Annotated in this window: 17 protein-coding genes; 12 read left to right on the top strand and 5 right to left on the bottom strand. The window is 66.6% G+C overall.

What is annotated here, in order from left to right; translation table 11 throughout:
- Window positions 1-20: 20 nt before the first annotated feature.
- Window positions 21-713, bottom strand: coding sequence for a GntR family transcriptional regulator (locus tag ACWIEX_RS10470; RefSeq protein ID WP_454032975.1), 693 nt, complete (start codon window positions 711-713; stop codon window positions 21-23).
- Window positions 714-894: 181 nt separating this feature from the next.
- Here ACWIEX_RS10470 and ACWIEX_RS10465 point away from each other — a divergent pair, with 181 nt between their 5' ends.
- Window positions 895-1,389 carry a type II 3-dehydroquinate dehydratase gene (locus tag ACWIEX_RS10465; protein ID WP_454032974.1) on the top strand — a complete coding sequence of 165 codons (495 nt, stop codon included), beginning with the start codon at window positions 895-897 and terminating at the stop codon, window positions 1,387-1,389.
- A gap of 34 nt (window positions 1,390-1,423) precedes the next feature.
- Here the strand turns inward: ACWIEX_RS10465 and ACWIEX_RS10460 are convergent, their stop codons facing one another.
- Window positions 1,424-2,089: a TetR/AcrR family transcriptional regulator gene (locus ACWIEX_RS10460; protein ID WP_454032973.1), complete on the bottom strand. Its 666-nt coding sequence runs from the start codon at window positions 2,087-2,089 to the stop codon at window positions 1,424-1,426.
- A gap of 324 nt (window positions 2,090-2,413) precedes the next feature.
- On the opposite strand from ACWIEX_RS10460, the gene ACWIEX_RS10455 reads away from it, so the two are divergent.
- From ACWIEX_RS10455 to pcaG, 10 genes are all read left to right on the top strand, one after another.
- Window positions 2,414-3,082, top strand: a complete 669-nt coding sequence (locus ACWIEX_RS10455; RefSeq protein WP_454032972.1) for an amino acid ABC transporter permease — start codon at window positions 2,414-2,416, stop codon at window positions 3,080-3,082.
- A 7-nt stretch (window positions 3,083-3,089) separates the two neighbouring features.
- The gene (locus tag ACWIEX_RS10450; RefSeq protein WP_454032971.1) at window positions 3,090-3,731 is read left to right on the top strand and encodes an amino acid ABC transporter permease; all 642 of its coding nucleotides are present in this window, start codon (window positions 3,090-3,092) and stop codon (window positions 3,729-3,731) included.
- Between the two features lie 51 nt (window positions 3,732-3,782).
- The gene (locus tag ACWIEX_RS10445) at window positions 3,783-4,616 is read left to right on the top strand and encodes a transporter substrate-binding domain-containing protein (protein ID WP_454032970.1); all 834 of its coding nucleotides are present in this window, start codon (window positions 3,783-3,785) and stop codon (window positions 4,614-4,616) included.
- A 68-nt stretch (window positions 4,617-4,684) separates the two neighbouring features.
- Window positions 4,685-5,416 carry an amino acid ABC transporter ATP-binding protein gene (locus ACWIEX_RS10440; RefSeq protein ID WP_454033493.1) on the top strand — a complete coding sequence of 244 codons (732 nt, stop codon included), beginning with the start codon at window positions 4,685-4,687 and terminating at the stop codon, window positions 5,414-5,416.
- Between the two features lie 46 nt (window positions 5,417-5,462).
- On the top strand, window positions 5,463-5,912 hold the full coding sequence (aroQ, locus tag ACWIEX_RS10435; RefSeq protein WP_257732860.1) for a type II 3-dehydroquinate dehydratase: 450 nt from the start codon (window positions 5,463-5,465) through the stop codon (window positions 5,910-5,912).
- 11 nt (window positions 5,913-5,923) lie between these two features.
- Entirely contained in the window at window positions 5,924-6,988 is a 1,065-nt protein-coding gene (locus tag ACWIEX_RS10430; RefSeq protein ID WP_454032969.1) for a Gfo/Idh/MocA family protein, read from the top strand.
- Window positions 6,985-7,815 (top strand): shikimate dehydrogenase family protein, encoded by an 831-nt coding sequence (locus tag ACWIEX_RS10425; RefSeq protein ID WP_454032968.1) that lies wholly within the window; start codon window positions 6,985-6,987, stop codon window positions 7,813-7,815. Before ACWIEX_RS10430 ends, ACWIEX_RS10425 begins: the two co-directional genes overlap by 4 nt.
- 14 nt (window positions 7,816-7,829) lie before the next feature.
- Window positions 7,830-9,737 (top strand): bifunctional sugar phosphate isomerase/epimerase/4-hydroxyphenylpyruvate dioxygenase family protein, encoded by a 1,908-nt coding sequence (locus tag ACWIEX_RS10420; protein ID WP_454032967.1) that lies wholly within the window; start codon window positions 7,830-7,832, stop codon window positions 9,735-9,737.
- Between the two features lie 281 nt (window positions 9,738-10,018).
- Window positions 10,019-10,738, top strand: a complete 720-nt coding sequence (pcaH, locus tag ACWIEX_RS10415; protein WP_454032966.1) for a protocatechuate 3,4-dioxygenase subunit beta — start codon at window positions 10,019-10,021, stop codon at window positions 10,736-10,738.
- Window positions 10,722-11,438: a protocatechuate 3,4-dioxygenase subunit alpha gene (gene pcaG / locus ACWIEX_RS10410; RefSeq protein WP_454032965.1), complete on the top strand. Its 717-nt coding sequence runs from the start codon at window positions 10,722-10,724 to the stop codon at window positions 11,436-11,438. Before pcaH ends, pcaG begins: the two co-directional genes overlap by 17 nt.
- 164 nt (window positions 11,439-11,602) lie before the next feature.
- Here the strand turns inward: pcaG and mfd are convergent, their stop codons facing one another.
- Together mfd and ACWIEX_RS10400 are read right to left on the bottom strand one after the other, a co-directional pair.
- Window positions 11,603-15,151: a transcription-repair coupling factor gene (gene mfd, locus ACWIEX_RS10405; protein ID WP_454032964.1), complete on the bottom strand. Its 3,549-nt coding sequence runs from the start codon at window positions 15,149-15,151 to the stop codon at window positions 11,603-11,605.
- 179 nt (window positions 15,152-15,330) lie between these two features.
- Window positions 15,331-15,627, bottom strand: a complete 297-nt coding sequence (locus tag ACWIEX_RS10400; protein ID WP_377848387.1) for an FAD assembly factor SdhE — start codon at window positions 15,625-15,627, stop codon at window positions 15,331-15,333.
- A 156-nt stretch (window positions 15,628-15,783) separates the two neighbouring features.
- Between ACWIEX_RS10400 and recG the strand changes: the two genes are divergently transcribed.
- Entirely contained in the window at window positions 15,784-17,883 is a 2,100-nt protein-coding gene (gene recG, locus ACWIEX_RS10395) for an ATP-dependent DNA helicase RecG (RefSeq protein ID WP_454032963.1), read from the top strand.
- On the opposite strand, the gene ACWIEX_RS10390 is transcribed toward recG, so the two are convergent.
- The gene (locus ACWIEX_RS10390; RefSeq protein WP_454032962.1) at window positions 17,870-18,601 is read right to left on the bottom strand and encodes a DUF502 domain-containing protein; all 732 of its coding nucleotides are present in this window, start codon (window positions 18,599-18,601) and stop codon (window positions 17,870-17,872) included. The genes recG and ACWIEX_RS10390 overlap by 14 nt on opposite strands.
- Window positions 18,602-18,675: the final 74 nt, after the last annotated feature.

Below are 18,675 nucleotides of genomic sequence, written 5' to 3'. Positions count from 1 at the left end.
GCAACTCTCGGCCGGCCGTTTCAGTCGACCAGGCCGCGCTCCAGCGCCATATCGATGCAGCCATGGATATGGCCGTGCAGCAGTCGCTGAGCCTCGGCTGCGTCGCGGCGCAGGGCGCAATCGAGCAGGGCCTTGTGATCCTCGGTCGAGGTCGGCCCCCAGAAGACGAAGAAGACCATCTGATAGCGCAGATAGCGGTCATAGATGCCGGCATGGAGATCGAGCAGCGCCCTGGAGCCGCAAGCCGAGACCAGCGCCTGGTGGAATTCGAAATCGTAGCGCTTCCAGGCTTGCGTGCCCGACTCGTCGCCGGCGAGCAAGCGCTGCTCCATCCGCGCGAGCTTGTGATGGGCGGCGACGACGCGCCCCTCCCACTCGACGTCGCCGGCCTGGAAGGACTGCGCCAGGGCATTGCTCTCGATCAGCAGGCGCAGATCCGCCAGTTCCTTCAGATCCGTCACCGAGCAGGGCGAGACCTGAAAGCCGCGCTGGCCTTCAGCGACCACGAGCCCCTGCGGCGCGAGCCGGTTCAGGATCTCGCGCAACGTGCTGATGCCGACGCCGTAGACTGATTTCAATCGGTCGAGCGGCAGGCGCTGCCCGGGCTGGAGCACGCCGAACACGATGTCGTGCCGGATGCGTTCATAGGCCTGCTCGCCGGTCGACAGAGCCGGGATGTCATCGCCGCCGAGATCGAATGCCGCGTCCGTCATGATGCTCCGCCTCGTCTCGCCGCTTTCCTGCCAGCCGCCACCGCGGCGTACAAGCGGGAACAGCAATCTCATAAATCAACTGATGATTGATAAATTATCAGTTGATCTCTGTTTCGTCTTGTATCACGCTTCCCTCAGGAAATGCGAGCGAGGTCAGAGAACCTCGCCCTGGGAGAACGTCATGTCGGAGAAGGAAGGGCCGGCCCGCGCCTCGGCGGGAGGCACGGCCGTATTGCGCCGCCTCTACATCCTGAACGGCCCCAACCTGAACCTGCTCGGGCAGCGCGAGCCACATATCTACGGCTCGACCACGCTGGCCGAGATCAGGGAGCGCTGCGAGGCGAAATCGGGTTCGCTCGGGTTTTCGGTGGATTTCCGCCAGACCAATTTCGAGGGCGAACTGGTCGAGAGCGTGCAGCAGGCGCGGCTAGAGGCCTGCGGGATCATCATCAACCCGGCCGGCTACACCTTCACCTCGGTCGCGCTGCTCGATGCGCTCAAGATGTTCGACGGCCCGAAGATCGAGCTGCACATCTCGAATGTGCATGCGCGCGAGAGCATCTATCACAACTCGCTGGTCTCGCGGACCGCGACCGGCATCATCATCGGGATGGGCGCCGCCGGCTATGAGCTCGCCATCCAGGCGATGGCCGGCCTCGTCGCGGCGCGGAGCTGACGGGATGCCCTCGCCTGCCCGCCCCGGGAAGGCTTCAGGCGCGCAGCATGCGCAGAACCGTGTCGATCGCGGCGGCGCGGCGACGGGCCAGCGCTTCGGGCGCGCCCATGTCGTGGCCGAAGACCTGGCGGATGCTCGCGCGGTTGGAGACATTGTAGAAGGCGAGCGCGCTGATCGTCAGGTGGATATCGAGCGCCTCGATCCCCGGCCTGAACAGCCCGGCTGCCACGCCGCGCTCATAGGCCTCGCGGATCATGTCGATGGCCGAGAGGTTGAGCGACGCGATCCGGTCCGAGGTCGCGAGATGGCGGCCATGGTGGATGTTCTCGACCATGACGAGTCGCACGAAATCCGGGTTCTCGGCGTGGTAGTCGAAGGTGAAGCCCGCCAGCAGCGTCATCGCCTCGACCGGTGGCAGGCTGGCGAGGTCGAGGCTGCGCTCGAAGCCGCGGATGCGTTCGTACATCTCCTCGAGGACGGCGCGGTAGAGCCCCTCCTTGTCCCCGAAATAATAGTAGATCATCCGCTTGCTGGTCGCGGTCCGGGCCGCGATCTCGTCGACGCGCGCACCGCTCAGGCCGTTCTCGACGAATTCCTCCTTCGCCACCGCCAGGATGTTGCGGCGAACGCCTTCCGGGTCCTGCGTCCAGGAGGCCGGCTTGCGTCCCGCTGGCTTCGGCGCCGTCGCTGCCTTGCTCATGTTTCCCTCGTCGGAAGCCAGCTGAAAGCCGGATCGCGGGCATTGAAATGGACAAGGCGGTACATTGCGCTTGACCAAATGAACTATCCGGTACATTTAACATGTCGTCGGCGCAGCGCAAGCCGGCGAGCCTGACGGCCAAGGCACCCGGGAAGAGGTGCCGAGACTGCAGACGGGAGCCGGATCGACCCTGCCAAGAAGGTCGACCGCAACTGCATCGGACCGAGAAGCGGAAGCCGCTTTCCGGACGAATCCGATGCAACACCAAGGAGATAGATCATCGTTCCCGCGCCCCGTGGGGCGCGCGATGATCTAGGGAGCGCCATGAACTATAAGCTCGATTTCACGCCGGTGATCGACGGGATGCCGGCCCTGCTGATGGGCTGCCTCGGCACCTTCCTGCTTGCGATCTGCGGTATGGCGCTGGCCATCGTCATCGGCATCGGCGGCGTGATCCTGCGCGACTCCAGGATCGCTCCGGTGCGCTGGCTGGTGAAGGCCTTCGTCGAGATCATCCGCAACACGCCCTTCCTGGTCCAGATCTTCTTCATCTATTTCGCCCTGCCGCTGGCGGGTTTGCGGCTCGACCCGACGCCGACCGCGATCATCGCGCTCGGCATCAATGGCGGCGCCTATGCGATCGAGATCATCCGCGGCGGCGTGCAGTCGATCGGCAAGGGCCAGATCGAGGCGGGCCTCGCGCTCGGACTGCACAAGGCGCAGGTCTTCCGGCTGATCGTACTGAAGCCGGCGCTGCGCGCGATCTTTCCGTCGCTGACCAGCCAGTTCGTGCTGCTGACGCTGACCACCTCCATCGCCTCGGCGATCTCGGCCTACGAGCTGACCTCGGTGGCGCAGCGGATCGAGTCCGACAGTTTCCGCTCCTTCGAGGTCTACGGCACGATCACGTTGTTCTACCTCGTGATCTCCTGGGTGATGATGCGCTTCTTCGCGGCGATCTCGACCCGTTACTTCAGCTATCCGGTGAAGTGAGGGCGCGATGGGATCGAACGAATTTCTCTTCCTGCTCACCGGCCTGAAATGGACCGTGCTGCTCTCGATCGTCGGTTTCATCGGCGGCGGCGTGTGCGGGCTCGCGATCGCGCTGATGCGCGTATCCGGCCGGCCGCTGATGGAGCGGATCACCTCCGGTTACATCGCGCTGTTCCAGGGCACACCGCTCCTGATGCAGCTCTTCGTGGTCTATTACGGACTGGCGCTGGTCGGTCTGAAGCTCGATGCCTGGGTCGCGGTCGCGATCGGCTTTACGCTCCATGCCAGCGCCTATCTCGGCGAGATCTGGCGCGGCTCGATCGAGGCCGTGCCGAAGGGCCAGACCGAGGCCGCCAAGGCGCTGAGCCTGAAATACGTCTCCCGCATGCGCGATGTCATCCTGCCGCAGGCGATCCGAATCTCGCTGCCGGCGACGATCGGCTTCCTGGTTCAGCTGATCAAGGGCACCTCGCTTGCGGCGATCGTCGGCTTCACCGAGCTGACCCGGGCCGGCAACATCGTCTCCAACCAGATCTTCCAGCCGCTCCTCGTCTTCGGGATCGTCGGCATCCTCTACTTCCTGCTGTGCTGGCCGCTCTCGCTCTACGGCTCGCATCTGGAGCGGCGCATGGCCATCGCCTCGCGCTGACAGACCCGTTCACCGCCTGACCAACCACCAAGCACAAAGAGGGAGAGAAACATGACCAAGATGAAGACCACCCGCCGCAGCGTCCTGATCGCGGGCGCGGCTGCTTTGGCCCTGCCGGCCGTACTGGGCACCCCTGCCCTCGCCGTCACCCCGGCCGAGATCAAGGCGAAGGGCAAGATCGTCGTCGGCATCCAGGGCGACAACCCGCCGTGGGGTTTCGTCACCAGCGCCGGCAAGCAGGACGGCCTCGACGCCGATATCGCGACGCTCTTCGCCAAGGAGCTCGGCGTGCAGGTCGAGTTCGTGCCGCTCGAGGTCAATAACCGCATCCCGGCCCTGACCACCGGCCGCGTCGACGTCCTGTTCGCGACCATGGCGATGCTGCCGGAGCGCGCTAAGGCCGTGCAGTTCTCCAAGCCCTATGTCGCCAACACCATCGTGTTCATCGGGCCGAAGAAGGACAAGATCACCACCAACGAGGATATGGGCCGCTACACGATCGGCGTCGCCAAGGGCGCGGCGCAGGACACGCAGGTGACCAAGAACGCGCCCGCCAACACCACGATCCGCCGCTATGACGGCGATGCGCCCTCGATCCAGGCGCTGGTCTCCGGCCAGGTCCAGGCCATCGGCGGCAACATCTTCTACATGCAGCGCATCGAGCAGGCCCGCCCCGGCGAATTCGAGAACAAGCTCGACTTCCAGAACCTCTATAACGGCGCCTGCACCCGCCTCGGCGAGAAGGAGATCAACGCCGCGATCAACAGCTTCATCGACAAGATCAAGGCCAATGGCGAGCTGCAGAAGATCTACGACAAGTGGATGAAGGTGCCGGTGCACAAGTTCCCGGACAGCCTCGAAGGCATCACCTTCACCGCGAGCTGAGCGCGCGAAGAAACGAGGTCAGGGCCATGAACCAGCCAGCCGTCCAGAGCGCCGCTTCAGCGGATGCCATGATCGCCATGACGCATGTCGAGAAATGGTATGGCGAGTTCAAGGCCCTGACCGATATCAGTCTCACGGTCCGCAAGGGCGAACGCATCGTCCTGTGCGGGCCGTCGGGCTCCGGCAAATCGACGCTGATCCGCTGCATCAACCATCTGGAGAGCTACCAGGAGGGCGAGATCAGGGTCGGCGGCATGCGGCTCGGAGACGATGCCAAGACCATCGACGCGGTGCGTCGCGAGGTCGGCATGGTCTTCCAGCATTTCAACCTGTTCCCGCATATGACCGTGCTGCAGAACTGCATGCTGGCGCCGATGCGTTCGCTCGGGGCCAGCAAAACGGAGGCCGAGGCCACCGCCCGCCAACTGCTCGGCCGCGTGAAGATCCTGGAACAGGCGGAGAAATACCCGGCCCAGCTTTCGGGCGGACAGCAGCAGCGCGTCGCGATTGCCCGCGCACTCTGCATGAAGCCCAAGGTCATGCTGTTCGACGAGCCGACCTCGGCCCTCGATCCCGAGATGGTCAAGGAGGTGCTCGACACCATGATTGCGCTCGCCGAGGAGGGCATGACCATGATCTGCGTCACCCACGAGATGGGCTTCGCCCGGCAGGTCGCGAACCGCGTGATCTTCATGGCCGAAGGCGCCATCGTCGAGGAGGCCCCGCCGGAAGAGTTCTTCCACAACCCGCGCCATGAGCGCACCCGGAAGTTCCTCGGCGAAATCCTGCACAAGCACTGAAACGCCCGTCCGGCATGGTACCGGATGCCTCAACGGAATGCGATCGATGTCCCGCCTCGTCTATGTCCTGAACGGCCCGAACCTGAACCTGCTCGGCAAGCGCCAGCCGCATATCTACGGGCATGAGACCCTGGCCGATGTCGAGCGCGACTGCCGCAAGCTCGCCGAGGAGCTGAAGCTGGAACTGCGCTTCCACCAGTCCAACCGTGAATACGAATTGATCGACTGGATTCACGAGGCGCGCGAGGACGGCGCCGGCATCGTCATCAATCCGGCCGCTTTCACGCATACCTCGGTCGCGCTGCTCGACGCGCTCAACACCTTCGAAGGGCCGGTGATCGAGTGCCATATCTCGCAGGTGCATAAGCGCGAGGCCTTCCGCCACCACTCCTATGTCTCCATGCGTTCGGACGGCGTCATCGCCGGCTTCGGCACGCAAGGCTACCAGCTCGGCCTGCGGCGCATCGCCAAGCTGATCGACGATCAGGCCGCGTGAGGATCAACCCGATGGCTCCGGTGAAGATCGCGGTGATGGGGGCGGGTCTGATCGGCAAGCGCCATGCCGCCCATGTCCGGGCCGAGCCCGGCGCCAGCCTCTCGGCGATCATCGATCCGGCTCCGGCCGGCAGGGCCTTCGCCGAGGAGATCGGCGTCGCCTGGTATCCCGCCTTCGACGCCCTCCCCTCAGCCGAGAAGCCGGACGGCGTCATCGTCGCGACGCCGAACCAGCTTCATGTCGCCAACGGGCTGGAGCTGGTTGCGGCCGGAATCCCGATGCTGGTCGAGAAGCCGCTGGCGGACAGCGTCGACAGCGCCCGCGAGCTGGTCCAGGCCGCCGAGGCGGCAGGCGTGCCGCTGCTCGTCGGCCATCACCGCCGCCACAACCCGATGATCCGGAAGGCGCGCGAGGCGATCGTTGCTGGCCGGCTTGGCCGCATCCTGACGCTCAACGGTCAGTTCTGGCTGGTGAAGCCAGATGATTATTTCGACGTCGACTGGCGCCGGCAGGAAGGCGCCGGCCCGGTCCTGATCAACCTGATCCACGATATCGACCTGTTCCGCTACCTCTGCGGCGAGATCGTCGGGGTGCAGGCGCTGAGCTCCAATGCCGTGCGCGGCAACCCAGCCGAAGAGACTGCCGTCGCGATCCTGCGCTTCGCCAATGGCGCGCTCGGCACGGTCAGCGCCTCCGATACCGTGGTCTCGCCCTGGAGCTGGGAGCTGACGACCGGCGAGAACCCGGCCTATCCGCGCCAGGACCAGTCCTGCTACCAGATCGGCGGCACGCATGGGGCGCTGACGATCCCGGCACTCGAACTCTGGAGCCACAGCGACAAGCGCGGCTGGTGGGAGCCGCTGCGGCGCGAGCGCATCCCCTTCGTCCCCGAGGATCCGTTGCAGGCGCAGGTCCGGCATTTCTGCGCGGTGATCCGCGGCGAGGAGGCTCCGCTCGTCTCCGGCCGCGAGGGGCTTGCGACGCTCGCCGTCATCGAGGCGGTGAAGCGGGCGGCGCGCAGCGGCGCTCCGGTCGAGATCGCCCCCGAGCCTGCCCCTGCGAGGGCCGGCGCATGATCAAGGGCACGACGCGATTGATCGGCCATCTCGGCTACCCGACCGAGAGCTTCAAGGCGCCGATGATCTACAATCCCTATTTCCGGCGCGAGGGGATCGATGCCGTCGTCGTGCCGATGGGCTGCCGCAGCGAGGATTATCCCGATTTTCTGAAGCTGTTCTTCCGCTTGTCCAACGCTCATGGCGCGCTGGTGACGATGCCGCACAAGGTCACCACGACCGGGCTCGTCGACAGGCTCTCGCCGACCGCCGCCATCGCCGGCGCCTGCAATGCCGTGCGCCTTGAACCAGATGGCCGGCTCAGCGGCGATATGTTCGATGGCGAGGGCTTCGTGCGCGGCGTCCTGCGCAAGGGGCGCAAGCTCGCTGGCGCGCGCACGCTCGTCGTCGGCGCCGGCGGTGTCGGCTCCGCGATCGCGGCCTCGCTGGCGAAAGCCGGCGTCGCAGAGCTTGGCCTGTTCGACAGGCTGGCATCCGCAACCGAGGAATTGGGGCAGCGCTTGCTCGCGCACTACCCTGCCCTGCGCGTCACCACGGGTTCGAACGACCCCGACGGCTTCGACATCGTCATCAACGCGACCCCGCTCGGCATGAAGCCGGGCGATCCGCTGCCGGTGGACGTCGAACGTATCTCTCCGTCCGCGCTCGTCGGCGAGGTGGTGATGGCGCAGGAGATCACGCCGTTCCTTGCCGCGGCCCGCGCGCGCGGCTGCGCCGTGCAGGTCGGCACCGACATGCTGTTCGAGCAGATCCCCGCCTATCTGGAATTCTTCGGCCTGCCTTCGACCACGGCCGAGGACTTGCGCGCCGTCGCCAAGCTGGCCTGAGAGGAGGCACTCCCGTGATTCCATCGATCGCCACCGTCTGCGTCTCCGGCACGCTGCAGGAAAAGCTCGAGGCCATCGCGGCCGCCGGCTTCAAGGCCGTCGAGATCTTCGAGAACGACCTGATTGCCTTCCCCGGCTCGCCCACGGAAGTACGGCGCATCTGCGGCGATCTCGGCCTGACCATCGTGACCTGCCAGCCCTTCCGTGATTTCGAGGGCATGCCGGAGGGGCGCCGCCAGCGCGTCTTCGACCGGGCCGAGCGCAAGTTCGATCTCTTGCAGGAGTTGGGCACCGACCTGCTTTTCGTCTGCTCCAGCGTCTCACCGGAGGCCCTGCCGGGTATCGACCGGCTTGCCGCCGATTTCGCCGAGCTTGGCGAGCGGGCCGGACGACGGGGTCTGCGCGTCGGCTACGAGGCGCTGGCCTGGGGACGCCATGTCTTCGACTATCGCGACGCCTGGGAGATCGTGCGCCGCGCCAACCGGCCGGAGGTCGGAATCATCCTCGATTCCTTCCATATCCTGGCGCGCGGGCTCGATCTTGCGGCGATCGGCACGATCCCGCGCGACAGGATCGCGATGGTGCAGATGGCCGATGCGCCGCTGCTGCAGATGGACCCGCTCTCCTGGAGCCGGCACTGGCGCTGCCTGCCGGGCCAGGGCGATCTCAATCTCTCCGGCTTTATGCGCGCGCTGGCCGCGACCGGCTATGACGGCGTGCTCTCGCTGGAGATCTTCAACGATCGATTCCGCGCCGGCTCGGCCCGCTCCGTCGCGCTTGATGGCCATCGCTCGCTGATCTGGCTGCTCGACGAGACCGCGCGGCAGGTCGGCAAGCCGGTGCCGGGCGCCGTGCCAATGCCGCCGCCGGCCCCGGTCGAGGCGGTCGAGTTCATCGAATTTGCGGTGTCGGAGGCCGAGCGGCCGGGCTTCGAGCGTTTGCTGCGGGCGCTCGGCTTCGCACGCGCCGGCGCGCATCGCTCCAAGGATGTCGACCTCTGGAAACAGGGCGATATCCGCATCGTCCTGAACAGCGAGGCCGACGGCTTCGCCCATAGCTACCAGATCACCCATGGCACCTCGGTCTGCGCGCTCGCCCTGCGTGTGCCGGATGCACAGGCCGCGATCGCCCGCGCAAAAGCCCTGCTCGACGTGCCCCATGCCGGCGCGATCGGGCCGGACGAACTCGACATCCCGGCCGTGCGCGGCCTCGGCGGCAGCCTGCTCTATTTCCTCGACCAGGCCTCGGCGCTCGGCCGCTGGGCCGAGGTCGATTTCGAGGCGACCGGCGAAGCCACGGACGATGCCGGGCTCACCGGCGTCGACCATGTCTCGCAGAGCATGCAGTACGAGGAGATGCTGACCTGGCTTCTGTTCTATTCCTCGCTGTTCGAGACACGGAAGACGCCAAGCCAAGCCGTGCTCGACCCTGGCGGCGTTGTCCAGAGCCAGGTCATCGAAAGCGGGCTCAACGGCAGGAACGGCCACGGCCTCAGGCTCATCCTCAACGGCTCGCAGAGCCATCGCACGCTGTCGGCCCGCTTCATCACCGATTTCTTCGGCTCGGGCGTGCAGCATATCGCCTTCGCGACCGACGACATCGCCGCGACCGTCAAGCGGCTGGTTGCCAATGGCGTCGCTATGCTACCCATCCCCGAGAACTACTATGACGACCTCGAAGCCCGCTCCGATCTGACGGGCGAGGAGATCGACGCGATGAAGGCGCTGAACATCCTCCATGACAGCGATGCTGGCGGTAACTTCCGGCAGGCCTATACCCAGACGCTGGATGGCGGGCTGTTCTTCGAGATCGTCCAGCGCGACGGCTATGCCGGCTATGGCGCCGCCAATGCCGGCATCCGGCTTACCGCGCAATCAAGGCTCGCGCGCCCGATCAGCGTTCCCGCGCCGAGCCATGGCTAAGAGCCTCTAATAAAACCCGGAGGGGTCTCGATGGGCTTTGGAGGAGCCGAATGCCAGGAGGAGCGCGCAGCCGATATCCATCGATATCGGCAAGTCGTTCCGACGCCGCAAGCGGCCCTCCAAAGCCCACCTTCGGCGCCGGGAATTCGGCCGCCCGCGGCGTCGCGGCGCTTGCCGATACCAACGGTATCGGCTTCACCCCGCTCCTGGCGGAGCGGACGAATTGCCGGCGTCGAGACCCCTTCGGGTTTTGTTAGAGGCTCTAAGGAGAGAGAAGCCGCATGAGCAGCCTGATCCTTCCCTATGCGGGGCTCGATGCCGGGCAGCCGGCCTCGCTCTCGCCGGATTACCGCTCGACCGGGGCGCGCAGCCCGCGCCAGGCCCCGATCGCGATCCCGCAGACGTTGACCGAGGTGACCGGGCCGAGCGACTGGTCGCGCCTGATGGGGCCGGCAATGGCCGACCTCACGACCCAGCACAAGGCGGAGCCGCAGGGTCAGCGCATCGTCGTGACCGGCCGCGTTCTGGACGAGGACGGAAGACCCGTACCCAACACCGTCGTCGAAATCTGGCAGGCCAATGCCGCCGGCCGCTACATCCATGCCAAGGACGACTGGCCGGCGCCGCTCGATCCGAATTTCACCGGCGTCGGTCGCGTGATCACCGACGAGCAGGGCCGCTATCGCTATGTCACGATCCGGCCCGGCGCCTATCCCTGGGGCAACCACAAGAATGCCTGGCGCCCGGCCCATATCCATCTTTCGCTGCTCGGCCCGGCCTTCGCGACGCGGCTGGTCACGCAGATGTATTTCCCCGACGATCCGCTGATCGAGATCGACCCGATCGCGAATGCCGTGCCGATGCCCTATCGTCAGCGCATGGTCTCGCGCTTCGATATCGGTACCACCGAGCCGAACTGGGCGCTGGGCTATGTCTTCGACATCGTGCTCAAGGGCCGCGACCAGACGCCGTTCGAGGACGACCATGACGACGACCACTGATCTGGCAATCACTGATCTGGAGAGCCGCAACGCGGCGCCACGGCAGGACAGCCAGGACCCGTCGATATTCGGCCAGACGCCGTGGCAGACGGTCGGCCCCTATTTCCATTACGGCCTGCCATGGAAGGGCGGCGCCGATCTCGTCGGCCGTTCCGAGATGGGCGCCCGCCCCGACCTGATGCCGCCGGAGCATTTCCTGCTCTCGGGCTCGAATGTCTCGGGTACGCCCGAGGGCGAGGTCATCGCGCTCGCCGGCTGCGTCTACGATGCCGCGGGCGCGCCGATCGAGGACGCGATGATCGAGATCTGGCAGGCGAACGCCAAGGGCCGCTATGCCAGCCCGGACGATGATCGCGCGGATGTGGCGCTAGACCGGCATTTCGTCGGCTTCGGCCGCGCCTCGACCGACAAGGACGGCGTCTTCCGCTTCCGCACGATCCGTCCCGGCCGCGTGCCTGGCCCCGGCAACAGCTTGCAGGCGCCGCATATCGCGCTCTCGGTCTTCGGCCGCGGCCTGCTGAAGCGCCTGCCGACCCGGCTCTATTTCGCCGATGGCGAGGGCAACGAGACCGACCCGATCCTCGCGCTCGTACCCGAGGCGCGCCGCCACACCCTGATCGCCCAGCGCAAGCCGGACGGCACCTGGTGGCTCGACATCAACCTCGCCGGCGAAAACGAGACGGTGTTCTTCGATCTTTAGGGGATCAACCCAACGCGTGTCATCCCGGGCGACCGAAGGAGACCCGGGATCCATTCCGGAACCTTTACTCGATAGGCTCCGGAATGGATCCCGGATCGGCGCGGCTTCGCCGCTTGTCCGGGATGACCTGCGGGGGGCTATGACTGGAGAGGTTCGGCGCCTGCTCAAGCCGCCTTCTTCCTTTCCGCGATCCGCGCGAGATCGGTCAGCAGCCGGCGTGTCGCCTTGAGTCGCTGCTCGACCGTGTCGAAATCGTCGATGAAGACGACGCGCATATCGGGGCGCACTTTCGCCAGCGTGCCCTGCTTGGCGACGAAGCCGACCAGCCCTTCCGGATTGGCGAACTCGTTACCGCGGAAGGCCACGATGATGCCCTTCGGCCCGGCCTCGACCTTCTCGACATTGGCGCGCTTGCAGAGCGCCTTGATCGCGACGATCTCCAGGAGCTGGTTGACCTCCTCCGGCAGCGGACCGAAGCGGTCGACCAGTTCGGCGCCGAAGGATTGCAATTCGGCATCGTCGTCCATGGTCGAGAGGCGCTTGTAGAGGGTGAGCCTCAGCGTCAGGTCGGCGACATAGTGCTCGGGGATCATGACGGGCGCGCCGACCTGGATGGCCGGCGACCATTGCGTCTCGGTCTCGAACTCGATGCCGGCCTTCAGCGCCGCCACGGCCTCTTCCAGCATCTGCTGGTAGAGCTCGTAGCCGACCTCCTTGATATGGCCGGACTGCTCGTCGCCGAGCAGGTTGCCGGCGCCCCGGATGTCGAGATCGTGGCTGGCGAGCTGGAAGCCGGCGCCGAGCGTATCGAGCGACTGCAGGACCTTGAGGCGCTTGTCGGCCTGCTCGGTCAGCTTGCGGTTGGCCGGCACGGTGAAGAGCGCATAGGCGCGCGTCTTCGAGCGGCCGACGCGGCCGCGCAGCTGATAGAGCTGGGCGAGGCCGAACATGTCGGCGCGGTGGACGATCAGCGTGTTCGCGGTCGGGATGTCGAGGCCGGATTCGACGATCGTGGTTGAGAGCAGGATATCGTACTGGCCCTCGTAGAAGGCCGTCATCACGTCTTCCAGCGTGCCCGCCGCCATCTGGCCATGGGCGATGCCGACCTTGCATTCCGGCACCTGCTTGTCGAGGAAGTCCTTGACGTCGGCGATGTCCTCGATGCGCGGCACGACATAGAAGCTGCGCCCGCCGCGATACCTCTCACGCAGCAGCGCCTCGCGCACGATCAGCGGGTCGAAGGGCGTGACGAAGGTGCGCACGGCCAGGCGATCGACCGGTGGCGTTGCGATGATCGAGAGCTCGCGCACGCCGGTCATGGCGAGCTGCAGCGTGCGCGGGATCGGCGTCGCCGAGAGGGTGAGCATATGCACCTCGGCGCGCAGTTCCTTCAGCTTCTCCTTATGAGCGACGCCGAAATGCTGCTCCTCGTCGACGATGACGAGGCCGAGATCCTTGAAGTCGACGCCCTTGCCGAGCAGCGCATGCGTGCCGACGACGATATCCATCGTGCCGTCGCGGGCGCCCTGCTTCACCGCCTTGAGATCGGCCGAGCCGACGAAGCGCGAGGCCTGTCCGACATGGACCGGCAAGCCGGCGAAGCGATCGGCGAAGTTGCGGTAGTGCTGGCGCGCGAGCAGCGTCGTCGGCACGACGACCGCGACCTGCTTGCCGTTCAGCGCGGCGGCGAAGGCGGCTCGCAGCGCGACCTCCGTCTTGCCGAAGCCGACATCGCCGCAGACCAGCCGGTCCATCGGCCGCCCGGCCGCGAGATCGTCGAGCACCGCGTCGATCGTGTTCTGCTGATCCTCGGTCTCCTCATAGGGGAAGCGGGCGCAGAACTCGTCATAGACGCCACCGGGCGGGATCAGGCGCGGCGCATCCTTGAGCGCGCGGGCCGCCGCGATCTGGATGAGCTTGCCGGCCATCTCGCGGATGCGCTGCTTGAGCTTGGCCTTGCGCGCCTGCCAGCCGCCGCCACCCAGCCGGTCGAGCTGGACTTCCGTATCCTCGGAGCCGTAGCGCGACAGAAGTTCGATATTCTCGACCGGCAGGAAGAGCTTGGAATCGCCGGCATAATGGATTTCGAGGCAGTCATGCGGCGCGCCGGCGGCGGTGATTGTCTGCAGGCCGATAAAGCGGCCGATGCCGTGATCGACATGGACGACGAGATCGCCCGGCGCGAGCGAGGACAGCTCGGCGATGAAATCCTGAGGCCGCTTGGTCTTGCGCCGCGGCCGGACGAGGCGGTCGCCAAGGATGTCCTGCTCGCCGATGACGGCGAGGCGCCCGGCCTCGAAGCCGGTCTCGAAGCCCCAGACCGCGAGCGCGATCGTGCCGGGCTTCAGATCGAAGGCGGCGCGCAGCGAGCCGGTCAGTTGCGTGCTCTTCAGGCCATGGTCGGCGAGCACATGCGCCAGCCGCTCGCGCGAGCCCTCCGACCAGGCGGCGAGGATGACGCGCTTGCCCTCAGTCTCCAGCGCCTTCACATGGGCCACGGCAGCGTCGAAGACGCCGCCGGCATCGGCGGTGCGCTCGGCCGCGAAGCTGCGGCCCTGCTTGCCGCCGAGATCGAGGATGAGTTTGCCCTCGCTGTCGGGCAACTGGAACGGCGTCAGGCTGGCGACACCGGAGGCGTCGATCACCGCGCACCAATCGGCCGGCGAGAGATAGAGCGCGTCGGGCGGCAGCGGCTTGTAGGGAATGCCGCCGCCCCCGCCCTGCTCCAGCGCGGCCTTGCGGGCGTCGTAATAGTCCTTGATCAGGCTGATGCGTTCAGCCGTGGCATCCTCGGCCTGATGGTCGAGCACCAGCGGCACGTCCGGCAGATAGGTGAAGAGCGTGTCGAGCTTTTCCGCCAGCAGCGGCAGCCAGTGCTCAAGACCGGCCGGGCGGCGACCTTCGCTGACGGCTTCATAGAGCGTGTCGTCACGGCCGGGCGTGCCGAAGGTCGAGATATAGGACTGGCGGAAGCGGCGGATGCTCTCGCTCGTCATCTGCGCTTCGGACATCGGCACGAGATCGAGCCCACGGAGCTGCCCGGTGGTGCGCTGCGTCTCCGGATCGAAGGTGCGGATCGATTCCAGCGTGTCGCCGAAGAAATCGAGCCGGATCGGCGCCGGCATGCCCGGCGGGAACAGGTCGACGATGCCGCCGCGCACGGCGAATTCGCCGGTCTCGCGCACGGTCGAGGTTCTGAGATAGCCGTTGATGTCGAGCCAGCGCGCGAGCTGCTCGATATCGACCATGTTGCCGGGCGCGGCCGAGAAGCTCTCCGACGCGACCTTGCTGAAGGCCGGCACGCGCTGGAGCGCCGCATTGACGGTGGTCAGCAGCAGGCGCGGCCGCTCGCCTGACCTGGTCTTGGCGAGGCGCGACAGCGTCGTCATCCGGTGCGCCACAATGGCCGGCGCCGGCGAGACACGGTCATAAGGCTGGCAGTCCCAGGCCGGGAAGCTCATCACCTCGAGGTCGGGCGCAACGAATTGCAGCGCGTTCTCGAGCACCTGCAGGCGCTGGCCGTCACGCGCGATGAAGACGAGCAGCGCCGGCCCTTCCGCCTTTTTGGCGCGGGCGCGGGTCAGGTCGGCGAGCACGACGGCGTCGAAACCATCCGGCACGCCGGCAAGCGTCGGCTTGTCGCCACGGTTCAGCGCATCGAGCAGGCGGTCGAGCTGGGGCTTGGCGATTTGGCTGGGAGGAGGAATGCTCATCGGTACGCTTCAGTTTTGACTATCGCTTGTCATTCCGGGGCGCGCCGCAGGCGCGAACCCGGAACCCACGGCTCGGTGCGACTGTGGTGTTCGGCTGCAAGCGGCTCACTCGGTCGTGGGTTCCGGGTTCTTCGCTGCGCGAAGCCCCGGAATGACAACGGTGGGAGCCGGCCGAGCCTTCACACATGGATCGGCTTGTCGTGATGGTGGAATGCCCGAAGCTTGCGAAACAGGTCCGTGTCGTAATTCGCGGGAACGGGAGCCTCCCCGGTCACCCAGCTGAGAAGGTCGCGGTCCAGCACCTCGATCAGGCGCTCGAATTCGTCGAGCTCGGCATCGCTGAAGCCGGCGATCGCGTCGTCGGCGAAGCGGCCCATGATCAGGTCCATCTCGCGCATGCCGCGATGCCAGGCGCGGAACAGGATCTTGCGACGGCGCGGGTCGAGATCGGCGCTGGAGCGGGTCGAGCCGGACATGGGAACCTCGGGCGTAAAACCTGGGGGATGGCGCAATGAGTACAGGGCCGGCCCCGTCGCGGAGCCTGCCTGAGCAGGCTATATAGCGATGCAACCCGGCGAAGTCAGCGGCGAAGCGGCTGCGATCTTCGCGCTCCTGACAATTGCCGAGACGTCTTGCGCCCCTCGATCCTCGATCCGCTGTTCGCCCCCGTCACGACGCTGTCCGGCGTCGGGCCCAAGCTCGGCAAGGTGCTGGACAAATTTCTCGGCGACGAGACGAGGCCGGCGCGCGTCATCGACCTGATGTTCCAGCTCCCGACCGGTGCGGTCGACCGCCGGCCGAGCCCCTCGATCGCCGATACGCCGATCGGCGATGTCGCGACCTTCACCGCCCGCGTCAGCGAGCATCGCGCCGCCCCCGCCGGCAAGAAGGCGCCCTATCGCATCATCGTCGAGGACGAGACTGGCGACGTCACGCTCGTCTTCTTCCACGCCGATTCGCGGCATCTGGCACAGACCCTGCCGATCGGCGCCTACCGGCTGATCTCGGGCAAGCTTGAACTCTGGGAGGGCATGCGCCAGATGGTGCATCCCGAGCGCATCCTCGATCCCAAGCTCGCGGCGACGCTGCCGGCCTTCGAGCCGGTCTATCCGCTGACCGAGGGCATCGGCCAGCGCATGATGATGCGGACCGTGCAGGCGGCAGCCGAGCGCTGCCCGGAGATGCCGGAATGGCAGGACCCCGCCTTCCTCGCCAGAAGCGACTTCCCTTCTTTCCACGCCGCGATCGAGGCGCTGCATCACCCGGTCGATCGCAAGGCGGCGGAAGGCGACACGGTTGCGCGGCGGCGCATCGGCTATGACGAGTTGCTGGCGAGCCAGATCGCGCTCGCCCTCGTGCGCCGCCAGCAGAAGAAGATCGCCGGGCGGGTCACTACCGGTGACGGAGGCGTGCGCTTCCGCATCCAGTCCGCCCTGCCCTTCGAACTGACGGAAGGCCAGCGCAAGGCGATCGCCGATATCCATTCCGATATGGCCAAGCCCGAGAAGATGCTGCGCCTGCTCCAAGGCGATGTCGGCTCGGGCAAGACGGTGGTGGCGCTGATGGCGATGGCAGCCGCCGCCGAGGCCGGCCGGCAATCGGTGCTGATGGCACCGACCGAAATCCTCGCCCGCCAGCATGCCGAAAGACTGGCGCCATTGGCCGAGCAAGCTGGGCTGAAGCTCGCCTTGCTGACCGGCCGCGAAAAGGGCGCCGGCCGCAAGCAGGTGCTCGCGGGGCTGGCCGATGGCTCGATCGACATCGCGGTCGGTACCCATGCGCTGTTCCAGGAGGGGGTCGCCTTCCATGATCTCGCGCTCGCCGTCGTCGACGAGCAGCACCGTTTCGGCGTGCATCAGCGCCTGCTGCTCGGCTCCAAGGGTGAAGCGGTCGACGTGCTGGTGATGACCGCGACGCCGATCCCGCGCACGCTCTCGCTGACCTGGTTCGGCGATATGGATATCTCGATCCTCTCGGAGAAACCGGCAGGCCGGAAACCGATCGTCACCCGCGCCGTCTCCTCGGAACGCTATGACGAAGTCGTCGGCGCCATCGGCCGTGCGGTCGAGAGCGGCGCGCAGGCCTATTGGGTCTGCCCGCTCGTGCAGGAATCCGACACGCTCGACGTCGCCGCCGCGCAGGAGCGCTATGAGGCCCTGCGCGACATCTTCGGCGACAAGGTCGGCCTGCTCCACGGCCAGATGCCCGGCCGCGAGAAGGACGCCGCCATGGCCGCCTTCGTCGCCGGCGAGACGCGCATCCTCGTCTCGACCACTGTGATCGAGGTCGGCGTCGACGTGCCCAATGCCAGCGTCATGGTGATCGAGCATGCCGAACGCTTCGGCCTCGCCCAGCTCCATCAGTTGCGCGGGCGAATCGGGCGTGGCTCGGCCGCCTCGACCTGCCTCCTGCTCTACAAGGGGCCGCTGGGCCCGGTCGCCGAGGCGCGGCTCACGATCATGCGCGAGACCGAGGACGGCTTCCGCATCGCCGAGGAGGATCTGCGCCTGCGTGGCGAAGGCGAGGTGCTCGGCACCAAGCAATCGGGCTCGCCGGACTGGCGCATCGCCCGGCCGGAGATCGACGGCGACCTGCTGGCAGCCGCACGCGACGATGCGCGATTGCTGATCGAGCGCGACCCGCATCTGGAAACGCCGCGTGGTCAGGCGCTCCGGGTCTTGCTCTATCTGTTCGAGCGGGACGTCGCGATCCGTCTGCTCAGGGCGGGCTGAGCGGCGGCTTCCCCTCGAGCTTCGGCTTGCCGTTCTGTTCGCCGGGCTGGATCAGCCCAGCCGACATGATCAGCTTGGCGCCGTCCTCGACCGAGATCGAGAGTTCGACGACCTCGCGCCGCGGCAGGTAGAAGAAGAAGCCCGTGGTCGGGTTCGGCGTGCAGGGCAGGAAGACGCCGATCTGCTTGTCGCCCGGTTCCTGGCCATTCGGCAGGCGTTCGGCGATCTCGGGCGCCGCCTCCTGTGCGATGAAGACGATCGACCACATGCCCGGCTGCGGGAACTGCACCATCCCGACCTTGCGGAACGAGGTGCCGGACTGCGAGAAGATGGTCTCGAAGACCTGCTTCACGCCCTTGTAGAGGCTGCGCACCACCGGCATGCGGTCGAGGATCGCCTCGCCGGCATTGAGGAGCGAGCGCCCGACGAGATTGGCGGTGAGGAAGCCGAGCAGCGTCAGCCCGACAAGCGCGATCACGAGCCCGAAACCCGGAACCGGATAGGGCAGATAGGCATCGGGCAGGTAGGAGTTCGGGATGAGCGGCTTCACCAGCCCGTCGACGAAATTGACGAACCACCAGGTCACCGAAGCCGTAATGGCGAGCGGCGCGGCGATGACCAGCCCGGTCAGGAAATAGCGGCGCAGGCGAGCGCCCCAGGTCGGGCGCAGGATTTCCGTGGGCAGGATGAGGCGGGGATCGGGCGGGCCGGCTGTCATCGTTTCTCCCAGAACACCGGCGCGACCTCCCGCCTGCTTGCGGCGGCTCGCATGGGCCGCGATATGACACGATA

The organism is Allobosea sp. NPDC055353 (assembly GCF_053644975.1).
Note: the sequence above shows the minus strand (reverse complement) of the source record. Positions and strands in the feature narration are given on the sequence as shown.

Bases quoted from the DNA above. Each gene is read 5' to 3' on its own strand.
- ACWIEX_RS10470 (WP_454032975.1), bottom strand. From the start codon at position 713: ATGACGGACGCGGCATTCGATCTCGGCGGCGATGACATCCCGGCTCTG.
- ACWIEX_RS10465 (WP_454032974.1), top strand. From the start codon at position 895: ATGTCGGAGAAGGAAGGGCCGGCCCGCGCCTCGGCGGGAGGCACGGCC.
- ACWIEX_RS10460 (WP_454032973.1), bottom strand. From the start codon at position 2,089: ATGAGCAAGGCAGCGACGGCGCCGAAGCCAGCGGGACGCAAGCCGGCC.
- ACWIEX_RS10455 (WP_454032972.1), top strand. From the start codon at position 2,414: ATGAACTATAAGCTCGATTTCACGCCGGTGATCGACGGGATGCCGGCC.
- ACWIEX_RS10450 (WP_454032971.1), top strand. From the start codon at position 3,090: ATGGGATCGAACGAATTTCTCTTCCTGCTCACCGGCCTGAAATGGACC.
- ACWIEX_RS10445 (WP_454032970.1), top strand. From the start codon at position 3,783: ATGACCAAGATGAAGACCACCCGCCGCAGCGTCCTGATCGCGGGCGCG.
- ACWIEX_RS10440 (WP_454033493.1), top strand. From the start codon at position 4,685: ATGATCGCCATGACGCATGTCGAGAAATGGTATGGCGAGTTCAAGGCC.
- aroQ (WP_257732860.1), top strand. From the start codon at position 5,463: ATGTCCCGCCTCGTCTATGTCCTGAACGGCCCGAACCTGAACCTGCTC.
- ACWIEX_RS10430 (WP_454032969.1), top strand. From the start codon at position 5,924: ATGGCTCCGGTGAAGATCGCGGTGATGGGGGCGGGTCTGATCGGCAAG.
- ACWIEX_RS10425 (WP_454032968.1), top strand. From the start codon at position 6,985: ATGATCAAGGGCACGACGCGATTGATCGGCCATCTCGGCTACCCGACC.
- pcaH (WP_454032966.1), top strand. From the start codon at position 10,019: ATGAGCAGCCTGATCCTTCCCTATGCGGGGCTCGATGCCGGGCAGCCG.
- pcaG (WP_454032965.1), top strand. From the start codon at position 10,722: ATGACGACGACCACTGATCTGGCAATCACTGATCTGGAGAGCCGCAAC.
- mfd (WP_454032964.1), bottom strand. From the start codon at position 15,151: ATGAGCATTCCTCCTCCCAGCCAAATCGCCAAGCCCCAGCTCGACCGC.
- ACWIEX_RS10400 (WP_377848387.1), bottom strand. From the start codon at position 15,627: ATGTCCGGCTCGACCCGCTCCAGCGCCGATCTCGACCCGCGCCGTCGC.
- ACWIEX_RS10390 (WP_454032962.1), bottom strand. From the start codon at position 18,601: ATGACAGCCGGCCCGCCCGATCCCCGCCTCATCCTGCCCACGGAAATC.